Raw genomic sequence first — 19,583 nt, 5'->3', positions numbered from 1 at the left:
GCCCGACCGAGCAGCTGGGGATGCCCTTTCGGTCACCGGACGGCATCCATCTGCTGGGTACCGACGTCCTGGGCCGGGACGTGCTGAGCCGCGTGCTGTGGGGAGGGCGGGTGATCGTCCTCACCGGGCTCGGCGCGACGCTGGTCGCCGGAGCCGCGGGAATGGCCGCGGGTGTGTTGACGGGGCTCGCGCCCCGCCGTGTCGGCGATCTCGTGCTGCGGCTCGTGGACGCTTTGGCGGTGCTTCCCGCGCTGTTGCTCATTCTCGTGCTGGCGGCCGGTTTCCCCGGCAGCGATTTGGCGGTTGTGGCCGCCGTCGCCCTGGCCACCACTCCGTTCTCGGTACGTGTGCTGCGCGCGGCCACCCGGCAGGTCGTCGTCACCGGCTACGCGGAGGCGGCGTATGCCCGTGGCGACAGCAGATGGGCCGTGCTGGGCCACGACATACTGCCCAACATCGCCGGACCGGCACTGGCGGACACGGCCCTGCGGCTGGTTGCGTCCGTTCACCTCACCGCTACCGCCGGCTTCCTCGGCCTCGGCCGCGGCGCGCCGGCCCCGAACTGGGGACGCATGATCAACGAGAACATATCCGGCGCCTCTCTGACGGTCGCGCCCTTCCTGGCGCCCACCCTGTTGATCGTGCTGCTCTCGGTCTGCGTCGGCCTGCTGGCCGACTGGTTCGCCGACGCGGCATCCGGGGAGCGGCGATGACCACCGCGGACGGCGAGGAACTGCTCCGCGTCACGGGGCTGACGCTGGCCCCGGTCGGCGGCGGCCTCCCCGTTCTGCGGGAGGCGACGCTGACCCTCGCCTCCGGGCGGGTGCTGGGGGTGATCGGGCGGTCAGGCTCCGGCAAGAGCAGCCTGGCGCTGAGCCTGCTCGGCCACGTGCGCCCCGGCCTGGAACGGCGCTCCGGCACGGTGCGGGTGGCCGGTCTCGATCCGTTCGACCGGTCGGGAGCCCGCCGGTTGCGTGGCCGGGTGGTGTCGTTCATGGGGCAGGATCCGGCGGCCTCCCTCAACCCCGCGCTACGGATCGGGGCACAGGTCGCGGAGGCGGTACGGCTGCGCTCACCCGGACTCTCCGACGTCGCCGGGCAGGTCCGGTCGCTGCTGTCGTCGGTGCGGCTGCCGGCCGACAGGGCGTTTCTGCGGCGCCGTCCCCATCAGCTCTCCGGCGGGCAGGCGCAGCGGGTGGCACTCGCGGCCGCCCTGGCGGGCAGGCCGCGGCTGCTGGTCCTGGACGAGCCGACGGGCAGCCTGGACACCGTGCTGGCCCACCAGATGCGTGAACTGCTGACCGAACTGGTGCGAGACGGTGACCGCACGGCGGTGCTGGTCAGTCATGACCCGGATTGGGTCGCGGCGCTGGCGGACGAGGTGATCCGGCTGGACGACGGGCGGATCACCGCCTCCGGTCCGCCGCGGACGGTACTGCTGGTCGGGCCGCACGTCACCGCGCCCGCCGACCGTGCGGATGCCGGGACTTCCCGGACGGCCGTTGGCGAGAACCGGGGCGAGCTGCGGGTATGCGATCTGTCGGCCGCGCACGGCCGCAGAGTCGTCCTGCACGAGGTCTCGCTGACCGTCCCCGCCGGCACGTGCACAGCTGTGGTGGGGCCGTCCGGTTCCGGCAAGACCACGCTTGCCCGCTGTCTGGTCGGCCTGCATCGCGCGGTGCGGGGCACGACCGGCTGGAGGGACGGGTTCGACGGGCCGCCTGTGGCTTCGGGGCGCGGCCGTGCGGTGCAGTTGGTGGCCCAGGACTCCCGTGGGGCGCTCAATCCGCGAGAGTCCGTGCGGACCGCCCTGATGCGGCCGCTGACCGGCCTGCGGGGAATGTCAGCCGAGGAGGCCGCCGCCGAGGCCGGCAGGACGCTCGGGCTGGTCGGCCTGGCGCCGGCGATCCTGTCACGCCGGCCAGGCGAGTTGTCCGGCGGGGAGCGCCAGCGGGTCAACCTGGCGCGGGCCCTGGCCGGTGCGCCGCAGGTGCTGGTCTGTGACGAGATCACCTCGGCGTTGGACCCGGAGATCGGGGCCGGTGTCCTGGACCTGCTGACCTCGTTGCGCCGGACGCTGGGTCTGACGGTATTGCTGGTGACCCATGACCTGACCGAGGTGGCGCGGTACGCGGACCGGGTCGTCGTCTTGGACGGCGGGCGGGTGGTCGAGTCGGGCCCACCGGGCCGGGTGTTCGACCGGCCGGAGCACGCGGTGACACGGGAACTGGTTGGCTGCTCCCGTGTGGGCCCGGTACGAGACCCGGGGTAGCCGCAGGAGGCAGAGGCGAAGGAGACGCCGCAGGCGCGTGAGGGGAGGGGGCACGGGCCGCCCTCTCCCCTTCCCTGCCCTGTCATGCCGGTGAGAGCGTCCCGGCCAGGGCCTTCTTGTCGATCTTTCCGACCGCGGTCAGCGGCATGGCCGCGATTCCCACCACCTGGTCGGGTGCCTTGTACTCCGCCAGCCCGCGCCCTCTGAGGAAGGCGGCCAGTTCCCGCGTCCCCGGGGTCGGCCCGGCGCAGACCAGGAACGCCACCGACCGCTCGCCCCACTTCTCGTCGGGAACCCCGACCAGCGCCGCCTCCGTGACCGCCGGGTGGGTGAGCAGGTGCTCCTCCACCTCGGTCGCTGCGATCTTCTCGCCGCCGCGGTTGATCTGGTCCTTGATCCGTCCGACGACGACCAGGTGGCCGGAGGGAAGCCGGCGTACGACGTCCCCGCTGCGGTAGAAGCCGTCGGGGGTGAAGGCGACGTGGTTGTGCTCCTGCGCACGGTAGTAGCCGCGCAGGGTGTAGGGGCCCCGGGTGAGCAGTTCGCCGGGGAGACCGTCGGCGACGGGCCGGCCGTCGGGGCCGACGATGAGGACCTCGTCGTCCGGGCAGATCGGGCGCCCCTGGGAGGTGCAGATGAGATCCTCGGAGTCCTCCAGGCGGGTGAGGCTGATCAGTCCCTCGGCCATGCCGAAGACCTGCTGGACCGTCACGCCCAGCGCGGGGCCGAGTTTGCGGGCGATGTCGTCGGCAAGCCGCGCTCCCCCGACCTGGAGCACCCTGAGGCTGTCGAGGTCCGCTCCGCCGCGGGCACCTTCCTCCATCCAGTACGGGATCAGGGGCGGGCTGAGCGAGGTGATGGTCACGCGCTCGCGCTCGATCAGCGCGAAGGCGGTCTGCGGGCTCGGATCGGGCGACACGACGACGGTACCGCCGGCGGCCAAAGTGCCCAGCACGCCGGGGCAGGCCAGCGTGAAGTTGAAGGCGATCGGCAGGACGGCGAGATAGACGGAGTCCTCGTCGAGCCCGCAGATCTCGGCGGCGGCGCGGGCGTTGTAGGCGTAGTCGTCGTGGGTGCGCGGGATGAGTTTGGGCAGGCCGGTGGTGCCGCCGGAGTGCAACAGCAACGCCAGGTCGCCGGCGACGGGATCCTCCTGCTCGATCGCGACGGGTGAGTCGTCGTTCATCAGGTCTTCGAAACGCGTGAAGTCTCGATGCGCGCCCGGGTCGCCGACCACCACCACGTGGCGTAGCGTGCCGCTTCCCGCCTGGTCGGTGAGGATGTCGCGGAGCAGCCCGCGGTGGTCGAAGCGGGCGTGCCGGTCGGGGATGACGCAGGCCACCGCGCCCGAGATGCGGACCAGGTGGCCGATCTCGGCGCGGCGGTGTCCCGGCATGGCGTGGACGGGTACCGCGCCGAGGCGTTGAAGGGCGAACCAGAGCTGGACGAACTCCGCGCAGTTGGGCAGTTGGACCACGACACGGTCGCCTTTGCGCAGGCCCAGCCGCCGCAGTCCGCGCGCGAGCCGGTTCGCCTCGGCGTCCAGGTGGGCGTAGGTCCAGCGGCGCTCGCCGTCGACGAGCGCGGTTCGCTGCGGGCGCTGCGCGGCCCAGTCACGTAGGTGCGCGCCGAATGTCCGGCCACTCCAGTAGCCGGCGCGGCGGTAACGCTCCGCGTCGGCGTCCGGCCAGACCGGATGGGTCTGGGTCTGGGTCTGGGTCATGGCGATCCCCTTCGTCGTCTCCCGCTGGGAGTGGCATGTGCCTCGTTCATCCGTTTAGGATGCACGAGTAGAAATGATAACCATTTCTACTATATTGCTCCATCGGCACGCCCTTCCGCTGACACAACGCCACGGGCAAGCACCACGAACATCCGAGAGCCCACACCGGAGGGAAACCCACCCTTGAGTGACGAACACTCCGTCCCAGAACAGACGTCGAACCCCGCAGAGCCGCCTTCGCATGCGCCCGCACCGGCCTTCGCGCCGGACGACGTACGCGAGGCGGTCGCTCAGGCGCTGGAGATACCGGCGGACGAGATCGACCAGGAGCGCGACCTGTTCGAGCTCGGACTCGACTCCCTCACCGTGATGAAACTCGTCGGCGAGTGGCGCCGCCGCGGTATCGCCGTCACCTTCCGGGACCTGGTCCAGGACCCGGTGCTCGGCTCCTGGAGCACCCTGCTGACAGAGAAGGCACAGCAGGCCTCCACCGACATGCCCTCCCCCGCCCTCCCCCCGGACCCCGGTTACGACGAGGAGGCGCCGTTCGCGCTGGCGACGATGCAGCACGCCTACTGGATCGGCCGGCAGGACGGCCAGCCGCTGGGCGGCGTCGCCGCCCACTTCTACGTCGAACTCGACGGCGAGAGGGTGGACCCCGTACGGCTCGACCAGGCGCTGCGCACTCTGAGCGAGCGGCACGGCATGCTGCGGGTCCGCTTCGACGACGAGGGCCGCCAGCACTACGGCGCGCCCGGCACCGGCCTGGTCGTCCACGACCTGCGGGAGCTGCCCGCCGACGATGTCACCGACACCCTGGAGACGTTGCGCGAGCGCCACACCCACGGCCGCCTGGACATCGCGGCGGGCGAGGTCTTCCGGGTCTCCCTGTGCCTGCTGCCCGGCGGGCGAACCAGGCTCCAGCTCGACCTGGACATGATGGCCGGCGACGCGCTGAGCCTGCGCGTCCTGCTCACCGATCTGCACCGGCTGTATGAGCGCCCCGACAGGCCACTGCCCGCCTTCAGCCTCGACTACGGCCGCTACCTGGCCGAACACGCCCGGCGTCGTGGCCCAGAACGCGAGCGGGCCGCCCGGTGGTGGCGCGACCGGCTCCCCGATCTTCCCCGGGCGCCCCGGCTGCCCACGACGGTGGATCCGCTGCGGCCCGTGTCCGCGGCCGACTCCGCGCTCACCCACTCCAGGCGTCTGCACCACTGGCTGGACCCCGACGCCAAGGCCGCGTTCCTGGCACGGGCACGCCTGCACGGCATCACCCCCGCGGCCGCCCTGGCCACCGCGTTCGCCGAGGTCATCGCCGCCTGGAGCGACACCCACCGCTTCCTGCTCAACCTTCCGCTGTTCGACCGGGAGATGCTCACCCCCGACGTCGCCGGGCTCATCGGTGACTTCAGCGGCTCCGTCCTGCTCGACGCGGACATGAGCGCCGCCCTGCCCTTCACCGAACAAGCCCGGCGGCTGCAGGACGGTCTGCAGGCGGGGGTCGCTCACGGCGCGTACGGCGGCGTCGAGGTGCTGCGCGACCTCGCGCGCCTTGAAGGCGCCCCCGTCCTCGCGCCCGTCGTCTACACCAGCGCCATCGGCCTGGGCGAGATCTTCGAACCGGACGTCCAGGCGACCTTCGGCCGCCCGGTGTGGATCATCTCCCAGGGCCCCCAGGTCTTCCTGGACGCCCAGGTCACCGAACTCGACGGCGGACTCCTTCTCAACTGGGACGTCCGCGACGGAGTGCTCGCCCCCGGCGTGCCGGACGCGGCCTTCGACGCCTACCGCCGCCTGGTCACCGACCTCCTCACCACCTCAGAGGCCTGGCTGCTGCCCGTCGGACCGCTGCTGGCCGCCGACCGGCTCGCGGTCCGCGCCGTCGCCGCCCTGCCTGCGGCCCCGCAGCCCGGCCACGTTCTGCACACGCGCTTCTTCCGGCTCGCCGACGAGCGGCCCGGCCGCGTCGCCGTCGTCGGAGAGGACGGATCCGCGCTGACGTACGCCGAACTCGCCCTGGTGGCACGGAAGGTGGCGACCCTGCTGCGACACCACGGTGTGCGGGAGGGCGACACCGTGGCCATCACCCTGCCCAAGGGCACCGCCCAGATCGCCGCCGTCCTCGGGGTGCTCGCCGCGGGAGCCGCCTACGCGCCCGTCGGGGTGGAGCAGCCCGCGGTCCGGCGCAGCCGCATCCACGCCATGGCCGGCGCGGCCGTCGTGCTCACCGACGACGCTCACGCCCATCTATGCGCCGATCTGCCCGAAGTAGCCGTGCTGCGCCTGGCCGACGCCGAGGAACTCCCCCCCGGGCCCGTCGCCCACCCCGGACCGGACAGTGCCGCATACCTGCTCTTCACCTCCGGCTCGACCGGGCTGCCCAAGGGGGTGGAGGTGTCACACCGCGCCATCGTCAACACCGTCGACGCGATGGGGGATCAGTTCGGCGTCGGTCCCGGCGACCGCACGCTGGCGATCTCCGCCCTCGACTTCGACCTCGCCACCTACGACATCTTCGCCCCGCTGTCCGTCGGCGGGCAGGTGGTCGTCGTCGGCCAGGAGCACCGGCGCGACGCCCACCACTGGGCACACCTCGTCCGCGAGCACAAAGTCAGCATCGTCCAGTGCGTTCCCGCACTGCTGGACCTGCTCATGGCGGCGGGCGGGGACGCCGGACTCGGCGGCACGCTGCGCCTGGTCCTGCTCGGCGGCGACTGGGTCGGGCTCGACCAGCCCGCCCGGCTGCGCGCCCTCGTCCCCGGCTGCCGCTTCGTGGCCCTCGGCGGCATGACGGAGGCCGCCGTGCACTCCACCGTCTTCGAGGTCGACGAGGTCGACCCCTCGTGGAGGTCCATCCCCTACGGCGTGCCGCTGCGCAACATGCGGGCCCGCGTCGTGGACGGGCGCGGACGCGACTGCCCCGACCAGGTGCCCGGTGAGCTGTGGATCGGCGGCCCAAGCGTCGCCACCGGCTACCGCGGCGATCCTGAGCGCACCGCGTCCCGGTTCGTCGAGCATGACGGCGACCGCTGGTACCGCAGCGGGGACCTGGCCCGCTACCGGCCGGACGGTGTCCTGGAGTTCCTCGGCCGCGCCGACCACCAGGTGAAGATCGGCGGGCACCGCATCGAACTCGGCGAGGTCGAAGCGGCACTGGAAGAACATCCGGACGTGCTGCACGCGGTGGCCACCGTGCTGGAGACCCCGGTCCGCCGCCTGGCGGCGGCCGTGTCGGTCATATCGCCCACGGGCGGCCGCCCCGACCCCGGCCTCCTGCGGAGCCGGGCGGCCGAACAACTGCCCGCCTACATGCTTCCCGAGCATGTCCTGGTCATGGACACGATGCCGCTCACCTCCAACGGCAAGCTCGACCGGGCGGCCGTGCGGCGTGTCCTGACGACCTCCGCACGCGAGCGCCCCGTAGCGGCGCAGGCCCCGTCCGGCCCGGTGGAGACCGTGGTCGCGGGTGTGTGGGCCGAACTCCTCGGGGTGCGCGACGTGAGCCGCGGTGACGGCTTCTTCGCGCTCGGCGGCGACTCGCTCATCGCGACCCGCATGATCGGCCGGCTGCGCGCCGCCGGCGTCGGCGGGGCCCGCGTGGCCGCGCTCTTCGCCAACCCGGTTCTTCGGGAATTCTCCGCGCTGCTGACACTGCGGCCCGGCACCCCCGGCCCGGACACCGCACCGACCACCGTCCTCTCGTCTGACCCTGGCCACGCCTACGAGCCTTTCGCCCTCACCGATGTCCAAGCCGCCTACCACACCGGACGCGACCCCGGTTTCACCCTCGGCGGCGTCGGAACCTGGCACTACAGCGAGTTCGACGGCGCGCAGGTCGACCTGGGACGGCTGGAGCGGGCCTGGCAGACCCTCATCCGACGGCACGGCATGCTGCGCGCCGTCGTACGAGAGGGCACGCAACAGGTGCTGGAGACCGTCGCACCGTATCGGATCGACTGCCAGGAGAGCGACGCCGCCGGAGCCGACGAGGCCCTCGCCGCCCTGCGCGAGCGGATGTCCCGCCAGGTCCGCGACCCCGGCCGCTGGCCGCTCTTCGCCGTCGCGGCGGTGCGCTACCCCGGCCCCTCGGGATCGGTCCGGACCAGGCTCGCCGTCGGCCTGGACTACCTCGTCCTGGACGCACTGTCGATCACCACCATGTACGCCGAGCTCAACGCCCTGTACGCCGACCCCGAAACCTCGCTGCCGGCGGTCGAGCTGTCGTTTCGCGACTACCTCACCCAGCTTCCGGCCGACCCCCGCTCCACCGAACGGGCCCGCGCCCACTGGCAGGCACGGCTGGAGGAACTGCCCCCCGTCCCCACCCTGCCCCTGGACCGCAATCCGGCGCTGCTCGAGACGCCCAGGTTCACCCGCAGGCAGCTGCGCCTGGACGCCACCGCCTGGCGCACCGTCAAGGAGCGCGCCGCCCGGCACGGCCTGACGCCGTCCACCGTGCTGCTCGCCGCCTACGGGGAGGTCCTGGCGACCTGGAGCGGAACCGACGCCCTCACCCTCACCTTGACCCTGTTCAACCGGCGCGAGGTGCACCCGCACGTCCACCGCGTCCTGGGAGACTTCACCTCCCTGTCCCTGGCCGCCTACCGCCGCTCCGGCGGCGGCTGGCTGCCTGCCGCCGCTGCGCTGCAGCAGCGGCAGGCCGAGGACCTCGACCACCAGGATGTGCCGATCGCCTGGCTGCTGCGGGAGTTCGCCCGCCGTGCCGGCACCCTTGACGCCGCCGCGCCGGTGGTGTTCACCAGCGCGCTCGGCGTCGGCGACGCCGGACTGTCCGACCCGGCCTCAGGCTTCCCGCGCAAGGTATGGGGAATCTCCCAATCCCCCCAGGTCATCCTGGACAACCAGGTCACCGAGGAATCGGGCGAGCTGGTCGTCACCTGGGACGCGGTGGAGGAACTGTTCAGCGACGGCGTGCTCGACGCCATGTTCGCCGCCCACACCCGGCTGATCCACCACCTGGCCGACGGCGACTGGACGGCACCGATCCCGGACCTGCTGCCCGCCGCGCAGCGGCAGCGGCGTACGGCGGTGGCGCTGGAGGAGGAGGGCGACCCCGTCACACCCCGGCTCCTGCACGAGGCGTTCTTCGAACGCGCCGCCGCCGAACCGGACCGGACGGCACTGGTCACCTCCGAGGGCGGCACCACCAGCTACGGCGCGCTCGCCGACGGGGCGCTGCGCACCGCCGCCGCCCTGCTGGAGCGCGGCGTGCGGCCAGGCGACCTCGTCGCAATCAGCCTGCCCAAGGGGCCCGAGCAGATCATGGCCGTGCTGGGCGTTCTGGCCGCCGGCGCGGCCTACGTTCCGGTCGGCCTGGACCAGCCTGCCGCCCGCCGCGACCGGATACGAACCGCCGCGGGAATCGGCCTGACCCTCGGCGAACGGCCCGCACCACCGCAGGCCGACACGCCGGACGACACCGGGGCACACCAGGTGATGTCCCTTCAGGAGTCGCTGAACCATGAACCACTGGAGCGAGCACGTCATGTGCCGGTCGAGACGCTCGCCTACGTGATCTTCACGTCCGGGTCGACGGGTGAACCCAAGGGAGTGAAGATCTCCCACGCCGCGGCCTGGAACACCATCGCCGACATCGGAACGCGCCACGACATCGGCCCCGATGACCGCGTGTTCGCGCTGTCCGCGCTGGACTTCGACCTGTCGGTCTACGACATCTTCGGGCTGCTGTCTGCCGGTGGCTCACTGCTGCTGCCCACTGACGAGCTCCGACACGAACCCCAGCGGTGGCCCGAACTCGTGCACCGCCACGACGTGACGGTGTGGAACACCGTGCCGGCGCTCCTGGACCTCCTCCTGGACGCGGCGGAGCACGCCGTAGCCGACACCGGAGCACTGCGAGGACTGCGCGTCGCGCTGATCTCCGGCGACTGGATCGGCCTGGACCTGCCGGGCCGGTTGCGGGCACTCACCGCGCGGCCCTGCCGGTTCGTCGCCATGGGCGGCGCGACCGAGGCGTCGGTGTGGTCCAACACCCTCACCGTCGAGAAGGTGGACCCCAGCTGGGCGTCCATCCCCTACGGGCGCCCGCTGACCGGGCAGCGCTACCGCGTCGTCGACGGCTTCGGCCGCGACTGCCCCGACTGGACGGCCGGCGAACTGTGGATCGGCGGCGCGGGGCTGGCCATGGGATACCTGGGCGATCCGCGCCGCACCGTGGAGAAGTTCCCCACCCACGACGGACAGCGCTGGTACCGCACCGGCGACCTGGGCCGCTACCGGTCAGACGGGCTCCTGGAGTTCCTCGGCCGGCTGGACAACCAGCTGAAGATCGCCGGGCATCGCATCGAGGCCGGCGAGGTCGAGGCGGCCCTCGAAGCCCACCCGGACGTCTCCCGGGCCGCCGTGGTGGCCGCGGGAGAGCGCACCGCCCGGCGGCTGGTCGCCTTCGCCGTTCCCCGCGAGCTCCCCGACGATCCCCCCGCCGGCCACGACGCCCCCGGCCCGGACACGACGCGGCTCCTCGACCGGCTCCATCACTGGCTCGGTGAGCGCCTGGCCGCCTACGCCGTGCCCTCCCGGGTGCTGCTGCTTCCCGCGCTACCGCTGACCGCCAACGGCAAGGTCGACCGCGCCGCGCTGGCCCTGCTGGCCGCCCGGGACATCCCCTCGGCCGATGCCGAGCCGCCCCAGGGGGAGGTGGAGACCGCCCTCGCCGGGCTGTGGGACGCCCAGCTGCCCGGTTCGGCGCTGGACCGCAACGCCGACTTCTTCACCACCGGCGGAGACAGCCTGTCCGCGATCCGCCTGGTGTCAGCGATCGAACGCCGTTTCGGGGCCGGCATCACGATCCGCACCCTCCTGGCCGCACCGACCATTGCCGCGATCGGCGCGGAGATCACCGCAACGGTCGCCGGCGCGACCGACATCGAAATCGGAGAACTGTGAACATCACCGAGCTGCTGGCCGGATACGCACGTGACGGCGTGCTCCTGTGGGCCCAGGACGGGCAACTACGCTTCCGGGCCCCCAAGGGCTTCCTCACCGACGAGCGACGCGCCGAGCTGCGCGCCCACAAGGACGCGATCCTGCGGCACCTGGCCGACACGCAGGAGAACCGCCCCCTGCAACACGACGAGACCGGCCGCCACGACGCCTTCCCCCTGACGGGCATCCAGGCCGCCTACCTGATCGGCCGGGCCGACGCCTACGCCTACGGCGGTGTCGCCTGCCACGCCTACGTCGAGCTGGACTACCCCGAACTCGACACAGACCGCGTCACCGCCGCCTGGCAGAGCCTGATCGAACGACACGACATGCTGCGCGCGGTCGTCCACACCGACGGATACCAGCAGGTGCTGCCGAAGACCCCCGAGCTGCACGTCACCGTCACCGACACCACCGGCGCGGCGCAGGCCGACGCCGCCCTGAACGACGCCCGCGCCAGGATGTCACTGCGCCGGGGGCCCACCGACCGCTGGCCGCTGTTCGACGTGCACATCACCCGGGCCCCCGGGCGGGCCGTGCTGCACCTGTCGTTCGACATGCTCACCGTCGACCACGCCAGCCTGCGCATCCTGCTGGCCGAGTTCCACCGCCTGTACCGCGACGACACCGGCGCACCGGTCCCGCTCGGCATCACCTTCCGGGACTACGTCCTGGCCCGGCGAGCCCTGACCGACACCCCCGCCTACTTGCGGGACCGAAAGTACTGGACGGCACGGTTGGAGGAGCTGCCGCCCCCGCCGGAACTGCCGACCGCCGAGACCTGGGCCGCCACCGAACACCCAGATGACGGTGACGTCCGTTTCCGCCGCCTGGAGCGGCTGCTGCCGGCGAAGGCCAGGCAGCGCCTGACCGAGCGCGCCGGACGGCGTGGACTGACCGTCTCGGCGGTGTTGCTCACGGCGTACGCCGAAATCGTCGGCCGCTGGTCGCGCACCGCGCGCTTCACTCTCAACGTGCCGACCGTGGACCGCCCGGCGCTGCACGAGGACATCGGCCGCCTCGTCGGCGACTTCACCTCGGTGGAGCTGCTCGCCGTGGACCTGACCGCGCCGGCCTCCTTCACCGAGCGGGTCCGAAAGACCGGCGCCCAACTGCTGGAAGACCTGCAACACCCGCTGTTCACCGGCTCGGAGGTGCTGGCCGAGTTGTCGCGCCGGGCCGGCGCCCCCGTGCTGATGCCGGTCGTCTTCACCAGCGCCCTGGGCGGCGCCGGAGCACCGGACGGCATCCCGCCGGAGGTCTCCTACGCACTCACCCAGACTCCGCAGGTGTGGCTGGACTGCCAGGTCATGGAGCGGGGCGAGACGCTCGTCATGTCCTGGGACATCCGCGAGGGCGCCCTGCCCGACGGCGTCGCCGAGGACATGTTCGGCGCCTACGTCACGCTGGTCGAACTGCTGGCGGCCGAAGACACCGAAGCCGAGGACGCCTGGGAGCAGCCGGCCCGCGTCGAACTGCCCGCGGCGCAGGCGGCCCGCCGGGCCGAGGTCAACGCGACGCAGGGCCCGTTGCCGGACTCGCTGCTTCACGAGCCGCTCCTGGCCCGTACCCTGGCCACCCCCAACGCGGTCGCGGTGCAGTCCCCGGACCGCACCCTGACCTACCGTCAGCTGCTCGGACGGGCGGCGCAGGTGGCCGACCTGCTGGTCGCAGCCGGGCTGCGCCCCGCCGAACCGGTGGCCGTCTGGATGGACAAGGGCTGGGAGCAGGTCGTCGCCGTGCTGGGCACGCTGCTGGCCGGCGGCGCCTACCTGCCCGTCGACACCGCGCAGCCCCCGGCCCGCCGCGACACGATCCTCGCCGACGCCGCCGTCCGCACCGTGCTGACCCAGTCCTGGCTGGCGGAGATCGACGATCTACCGGACGGCGTGTCGGCCGTCGTGGTGGACCGGCTGCCCGAGGCCGCCGCACCCAACGCCGCCCCGGCGCGCCGCGCCGCCCCCGACGATCTGGCCTACATCATCTACACCTCCGGCTCCACCGGCACGCCCAAGGGGGTGATGATCAGCCACCGGGCCGCCCTGAACACGGTCCAGGACATCAACCACCGCTACACCCTCACCGCCGACGACCGCGTCCTCGGCATCGCCGCGCTGGGCTTCGACCTGTCGGTCTACGACCTCTTCGGCCCGCTGTCGGCAGGCGGCGTCCTGGTGCTACCCGAGGCTGGACGCCGCGGCGACCCCTCTCACTGGGCCGACCTCATCTCCGCCCACGACATCACGGTGTGGAACTCGGTGCCCGGCCAGTTGCAGATGCTCTGCGACTGGCTGCGCTCGGAGCCTCCCGGCCAAGACGGCACGCTGCGCCTGGCCCTGCTGTCTGGCGACTGGATCCCGGTCACCCTGCCCGACGAGGCACGGACGACCCTGCCCGGCCTGGAGGTCATCTCCCTGGGCGGCGCCACCGAGGGCTCCATCTGGTCGATCGCACACCCCGTCGGCGCGGTGGACACCGACCGGCCCAGCATCCCCTACGGCCGTCCGCTGACCAACCAGCGCCTCACCGTGCTCGACCACGCCCTGCAGCCCCGGCCCGACTGGGTCGCAGGCGAGCTGTACATCGGCGGAGCCGGAGTGGCCTTGGGCTACTTCGGCGACCAGGCCCGCACCGCGGAGCGTTTCATCACCGATCCGGCCACCGGTGAGCGGATCTACCGCACCGGTGACCTGGGCCGCTACCTGCCTGAGGGGGACATCGAGTTCCTCGGCCGCGAAGACGCCCAGGTGAAGATCCGCGGCTACCGGGTGGAACTCGCCGAGATCGAGGCCGCCCTACAGGCACACCCCTCGGTAGGTGTGGGGGCGGTCCTGGTCGACGACTCCGCCTCGGGTGGGCGCCGCCTGGCCGCGTTCGTCGAAACAGCACACCACGGGTCCGACGAGCCCGCACCCCCGTCCGCCGCCCGTGCGCGCCAGGCCGCGGCACGCGCCGTACGCGAGGCCTCCGCGCAGATCGACACCAAACGACTGACCGCCTTCCTCGATGCGCTCGACGAGGTCGCGCTCTCGGTGATGAGCCGGGTGCTCACCGGCGCCGGGCTGTTCGCCGGCACCGCCGGGCACACCGCCGAGGAGATCTACACCGCGCTGCGCTCCACCCCACGTCACCGCCATGTCGTACGCCGCTGGCTGCGCGCACTCACCAGCCGGGGCCGGCTGTCGCACGACGACGCCGCCGCGACCTTCGGCGGGCTGCACCCGACCTCCGCGGCGGATCTGGAGCACGCCTGGCAGCGGGCCACCACGCTGGAGCGAGAGGTCGGCTGGAGCACCGAACTGCTCGGGGTCATGCGCACCTGCGCCGACCGGCTGCCCGAACTCATCGCAGGCGACCTCGACATCCGCGCGCTACTCTTCCCCGGGGCGGCCACGGAGGCCGCCGATGCCGCCTACCGTGACAACCTGGCCATCCGCCACCTCAACCGGGCCCTCGTGGCCGCGGTGCGGGAGATCGCCGCCGGCCACGCGGGCGAGGAGCGGCTGCGCGTGCTGGAGGTCGGCGGCGGCGTCGGCGGCACGACCGGCGAACTGGTGCCGCTCCTCGCCGAATACGGCGTGGACTACGTGTTCACCGACCCGTCGGCGTTCTTCCTCAACGAGGCACGTGAGCGCTTCGCCGACCACCCCTGGGTGCGCCACGAACGCCTCGACGTGGACGACGACATCCGCGACCAGGGATTCATCCCCAACTCCTTCGACGTCGTGGTGTGCGCCAACACCCTGCACGCCGCCTCCAACACCGAGACCGCACTGGCCCGGCTTCGTGAGCTGCTGGCGCCCGGCGGCCACCTGGTGTTCGTGGAGAACACCCGCGACGACCACTACCCGCTGCTGGTGTCCATGGAGTTCCTGGAGGTCGCCGGACGCACCTGGACAGACCACAGGGCGCACAACGGGCAGTCCTTCCTCACCCGGCCGCAGTGGCTGGACCTGCTGGACCGGCACGGAGCGGTGGACGTCATCTCGCTTCCGGAACCGGGCGACCCGCTGGCCGCCACCGGCCAGGAACTCTTCCTCGCCCGCCTGAAAGCCGACCGCGCCCACGTCACGGCGGGCGAGCTGACGCGCGGTGTGTCCACCCGGCTGCCCGAGTACATGGTTCCGTCGCTGTGGCAGATCGTCGACGCCCTGCCCCGCACGGCCAACGGCAAGACCGACCGCAACCGGCTGCGCTCCTGGCTGCCCCGCGAGGGCGCGCAAGCGGCTCCGGCCGCCGACGAGCGGCCGATGGACGAACTGGAGAGCAGGCTCGCCGAGTTGTGGGCGCAGCTGCTGGCCGTGGAGCACGTCGGCCGCACGGACGACTTCTTCGCCCTGGGCGGAGACTCCCTGCTTGTGGCCCGCATGGTCGGCCGGCTGCGGGAGCGGATACCGCAGGCCGCCGACCTGGAGTGGGAGGTCGTGCTGAGGCACATGCTGCGGCGCCCGACGGTGGCCGGCCTCGCCGCCTTCCTGCACGGCCTCACCGGCGAGTCTCCGGCCGACCGGCCCGATGCGCCCGTCGATCCCGTCATCCACCTGCACGGCGCCCGTTCGGCGGACGAGCCCACCACCGTCCTCGTGCACGCGGGAACCGGGACGATCATGCCGTACCGGGCGCTGGTCACCGAGATCAGGCGGCGCTCCCCAGGGGTCGCCGACGTCGTGGGCCTGGAGGTCCCCGGCCTCGACCGCTATCTGGCCGCCCCGCCCGAAGGACTCATCGAGCAACTCGCGGCCGACTACGCCCGCGCGCTGACCGCGGGCGGCGGGAGGCGCTTTCACGTCGTGGGGTACTGCCTGGGCGGCCTGATCGCCACCGAGGTGGCCCGCAACCTGTCCGAGTCCGGCGCTCAGGTGGAGAGCCTGACGGTCATCAGCAGCCACAGCCCGAGGTTCCGCCTCGACGACGAACTGCTGTCGGAGTACTCCTTCGCCGTGATGATGGGCATCGACCCGGCCGACCTCGGCTTTCCCGACGACCAGTACCGGGTGGCGGCCGCCACCGACGCCGTGCTGGCCGCCAGCCCCGGCGTCCTGCCCGACGGCGGACTCGCCGCCCTCACCGGAAAGTACGCCGACGTCGCCGCCTGCTTCCGGAACCTGGCCACGCTACCCCGCGCCACGCGCATCGCCCGGATGTGCGAGGCGGTACCCGCCTCGGCCGGCAACTACGAACCGGACCACATGACCCGGCTGTTCTCCGCCTACCGCCAAAGCGTCTTCGCCATCACCCGCTACACCGCCGAACCGTACGCCGGCGACATCACCTTCCTGCGGCACGACGGCGCCTACCCGTTCCCCGGCAGCAAGGCCGCCGTCACCGAGTACTGGCAGGAGCTCACCCTGGGCGATCTGGAGATCATCGACATCGGCGGCGACCATTTCAGCTGCCTGTCGGTCGAGCACGCCCCCGCGGTGCTGAAGATCCTCGCCGAGCTGACCGACGGCGCGGTGACCCGATGACCGGCACGCGGGTCGTCGGGGTGCTGGGAGCCTCCGGCGCGGTGGGCCGAGCCGCGGTCCGCGAACTGCGCGACCTCGGCCACGGCGCGCTGCGTCTGGGCGGGCGCCGGGCGGACGCGCTGCGGGCCGTGGCCGACCAGGAGCTCGCCGGTACCGGTGACATCGTCCGGACCGACGTCGAAGACACCGCGAGCCTGGCCGCCTTCGCACAAGGATGCGACGTCGTCCTCAACTGCGTCGGCCCGACCTACCGGCTCAGGGCCACCGTGGCCTCGGCCGCGCTGGCCGCCGGAGCGCACTGCGTCGACGTGGCCGGCGACGACCCGGCCGCCGAAGACCTGCTCAACGACGGCGACCCGGCCCGCGAGGGCCGGACCGTGATCCTGTCCGCAGGAGCGCTGCCCGGTTTGTCCGCCATTCTGCCGCGCTGGCTCGCCCGCCAGGACCTGGACGAGGTATCGGCGTTGACCGCTCACTGCGGCGGCCTGGAGTCCTGCTCCCCGACCGTGGCCACCGACCTGATGCTCTCCCTCACCGCGGGCGGCGCGAACGGCGCCGCCTACGGAGAACCGCTGGCCGCCGTCCGCGGCGGGCGCCGGGCCTCCCGGGCGCTGCGGGCCGTCGAGGACGCCGAAATCCCCTGCTTTTCCGGCCGGGTGGCCGTGCAACCCTTCCTCAGCGGCGAGAGCGAACGCCTTGCCACGCGTCTCGGGCTGGACCGGGTGGACTGGTTCAACGTCCACCCCGGCCCGCAGGTACGCGCCCTGCTGAACCTGTTGCCGGGCCGCCTCGCCGCGGGAGCCGACCTCGGCGAACTCGCCGCCCGGCTGATCCTGGCCGCCGAACTCGACCTGGCCGGACGCACGCCCTACTACGTGCTCGACTTCCAGCTGACCGGCACCACGGCCGGCCGGCCCGCGCGGCGCCGGCTGACGGTACGCACCGCCAGCAGCTACCGGCTCACCGCCGCCGTCGGGGCGCTGGCCGCAGACGCGATCCTGCGCGCGACCGTCCCGCCCGGCGTGCACTTCGCCTGCGACGTGCTCGACCCGGACACCGTCGCCGACCGGCTCCGCAGCGGCGTGGCCGTCGAGCGGTTCGAGCTGTCCAGGTCCGCCGATGAGCCGTGCGCCGACGATCCGGCCGAGGAGGGCGTCCTGTGAACGGGCACCCCCCGCTGCGGGTGGTCGTCTGCGGCACCAACTTCGGCCGCTTCTACGCCGAAGCCGCCCTGGCCCACCCCGGCTACACCCTGGCCGCGATCCTCAGCCGCGGCTCCGCCGCCTCCCGCGCCTACGCGCGACGCCTCGGCGTCCCCCACCACACCAAGGTCGACCGGCTACCGGACGACATCGACGCGGCGTGCGTCGTGGTCGGCTCATCGATATCGGCAGGAGAGGGAACCGCACTGGCCAAGGCCCTGATCGGCCGCGGCATCCACGTCCTGCAGGAACACCCCGTTCATCTCGATGAGCTGACCGAATGCCTGAAACTCGCCCGCCGCCACCGCGTGCAGTACCGGCTCAACACGCACTACCCGCACGTCGAGCCGGTGCGCGCGTTCATCCAGGCCGCCCGCAGGCTCACCGGCCGACAAAAGCCGCTGTTCGTCGACGCCGCCACCCCCGTCCACCTGATGCAACCGATGGTGGACATCCTCGGACGGGCACTCGGCTCGCTGCGCCCGTGGCGGTTCACCGACCCCTTGGCCCTGCCCGCGGACTTCGGCACACAGCCGTTCCGCCTCCTGCAGGGAGTGCTCGGCGGGGTACCGCTGACCGTACGGGTCCACCACCAGCTCGACCCCTCCGACCGCGACAACCACGCCCTGCACTGGCATCGGGTGTCGCTGGGCACCGAGGGCGGGGTCCTCACGCTGGCCGACACCCACGGGCCGCTGCTGTGGAGCCCACGGCTGCACGTCAACCGGGACGCCGACCGCCGGTTCGTGCTCGAAGGGCCGGGCACCGACGACCTCGACCTCACGACGACCTCGGTCGTCGGCGGCACCGAAACGTTCCGCGAGGTGTTCACCGAGTTGTGGCCCCAGGCCGTCGGCCGCGCGCTCGACGGGCTGCGCGAGGCCGTGGCCGACGGCGAAGACGTCCTGCGGGCGGCGCAGTACGACCTGACGGTGTGCCGTATCTGGTCCGATCTGGCCGCACGGCTCGGGCCGCCACAGATCATCAGGCCTCCCGTGCCACGCCCCCTTCCGGCCGGCGAACTGTTTCCCGCTCCGCCGGTCCCGGCCAAGGAGCGAGAACCGATCTCCTCACCCGAACCCCCCGCCGACACCGGATCCCAGCCGGTCCCCCCATCGGAGTCGTCCGCGGACACCAAGGCGGCGCTTCCGTACACGCCGTCGGCCGAGTTCTTCGATCTCATCGCCACCGAACACACCGCCGGCGCGAGCGCCCCCGCCGTCGCGCGGGCACTGGCCGGCGCGGACCTCTCGCACGGACCGGTGCTCGACATCGGAGCCGGTACCGGCCTGCTGACCGAGGCCGTCGCCCGGGCCCGGCCCGACGCGGAGATCTTGGCCTGCGAACCGGCCACCGGCATGCGGGCCGTCCTGACCAGCCGCGTCTTCAGCGACCCGTACCTGCGCCCCAGGGTGACGATTACCGCTGACGCGGCTCCGGAGCTGGAGCTGCCCGACCGCATCAGCGCCGTCCTGCTGTGCGGTGTACTCGGCCACCTGGACGCCGGGCAACGCCGACGGCTGTGGGAGCGCCTGCTGCGACGTCTGTCCCCGAAGGGTGTCGTCATCGTCGAACTCATGGGGGTGGAAAGGCCTCTGGTCCTTCCCGAGGCCCGGATGGCCACCGCCCGAGCCGGTCACCACCGCTACGAATGGTGGTTCTCCGGCGCTCCCGACCATGACGACTCCGCCACGATGCGGCTGTACACCACCTGGCGGGTGTACCGGGACGACGAGGACATCCCGCTACGCGTGGTGCACGACTCCTACCGCTGGATTCCCTTCGGGCTGCGGCACGTGGCCGAGGAGTCCGGGCTGCACGCGCGGCTACTGCCCACCCGGCCCGGTGCGCCGCCGCTGGCCGAGCTCACCCGGCAGCCGGTCGTTGTCTCCCCTGTCCCCTGACCCCCTTCTCTTTCTCCCCTCCTCGCCAACGACGAAGGACGACCG

7 protein-coding genes are annotated in these 19,583 nt (G+C 72.5%); 6 read left to right on the top strand and 1 reads right to left on the bottom strand.

Annotation, left to right across the window (positions count from 1 at the left end):
* On the top strand, positions 1 to 713 hold a 713-nt coding region (locus tag ABZ260_RS13980; RefSeq protein WP_355616671.1), incomplete at its 5' end, for an ABC transporter permease subunit.
* Complete coding sequence (locus tag ABZ260_RS13975; RefSeq protein ID WP_355616669.1) at positions 710 to 2,272, top strand: ATP-binding cassette domain-containing protein; 1,563 nt, start codon at positions 710 to 712, stop codon at positions 2,270 to 2,272. The genes ABZ260_RS13980 and ABZ260_RS13975, both read left to right, overlap by 4 nt.
* Before the next feature lie 82 nt (positions 2,273 to 2,354).
* On the opposite strand, the gene ABZ260_RS13970 is transcribed toward ABZ260_RS13975, so the two are convergent.
* Positions 2,355 to 3,995, bottom strand: a complete 1,641-nt coding sequence (locus tag ABZ260_RS13970; protein WP_355616667.1) for a (2,3-dihydroxybenzoyl)adenylate synthase — start codon at positions 3,993 to 3,995, stop codon at positions 2,355 to 2,357.
* Between the two features lie 183 nt (positions 3,996 to 4,178).
* Between ABZ260_RS13970 and ABZ260_RS13965 the strand changes: the two genes are divergently transcribed.
* Genes ABZ260_RS13965 through ABZ260_RS13950 form a run of 4 tightly spaced genes read left to right on the top strand, consistent with a single transcriptional unit; the run spans position 4,179 to position 19,538 of the window.
* Entirely contained in the window at positions 4,179 to 10,925 is a 6,747-nt protein-coding gene (locus tag ABZ260_RS13965) for an amino acid adenylation domain-containing protein (protein WP_355616665.1), read from the top strand.
* The gene (locus tag ABZ260_RS13960) at positions 10,922 to 16,432 is read left to right on the top strand and encodes an amino acid adenylation domain-containing protein (RefSeq protein WP_355616663.1); all 5,511 of its coding nucleotides are present in this window, start codon (positions 10,922 to 10,924) and stop codon (positions 16,430 to 16,432) included. Before ABZ260_RS13965 ends, ABZ260_RS13960 begins: the two co-directional genes overlap by 4 nt.
* Positions 16,429 to 17,595 (top strand): saccharopine dehydrogenase NADP-binding domain-containing protein, encoded by a 1,167-nt coding sequence (locus ABZ260_RS13955; protein ID WP_355616661.1) that lies wholly within the window; start codon positions 16,429 to 16,431, stop codon positions 17,593 to 17,595. The genes ABZ260_RS13960 and ABZ260_RS13955 overlap by 4 nt, the downstream gene beginning before the upstream one ends.
* Entirely contained in the window at positions 17,592 to 19,538 is a 1,947-nt protein-coding gene (locus ABZ260_RS13950; RefSeq protein ID WP_355616659.1) for a Gfo/Idh/MocA family oxidoreductase, read from the top strand. Before ABZ260_RS13955 ends, ABZ260_RS13950 begins: the two co-directional genes overlap by 4 nt.
* The last annotated feature ends 45 nt before the right edge of the window (positions 19,539 to 19,583 follow it).

This window comes from Streptosporangium sp. NPDC006013, assembly GCF_040614275.1.
In the GTDB taxonomy this organism is placed as follows: domain Bacteria; phylum Actinomycetota; class Actinomycetes; order Streptosporangiales; family Streptosporangiaceae; genus Streptosporangium.
The sequence above is the reverse complement of the archived record's forward strand: the minus strand, read 5'-3'. Positions and strand labels throughout refer to the sequence as shown.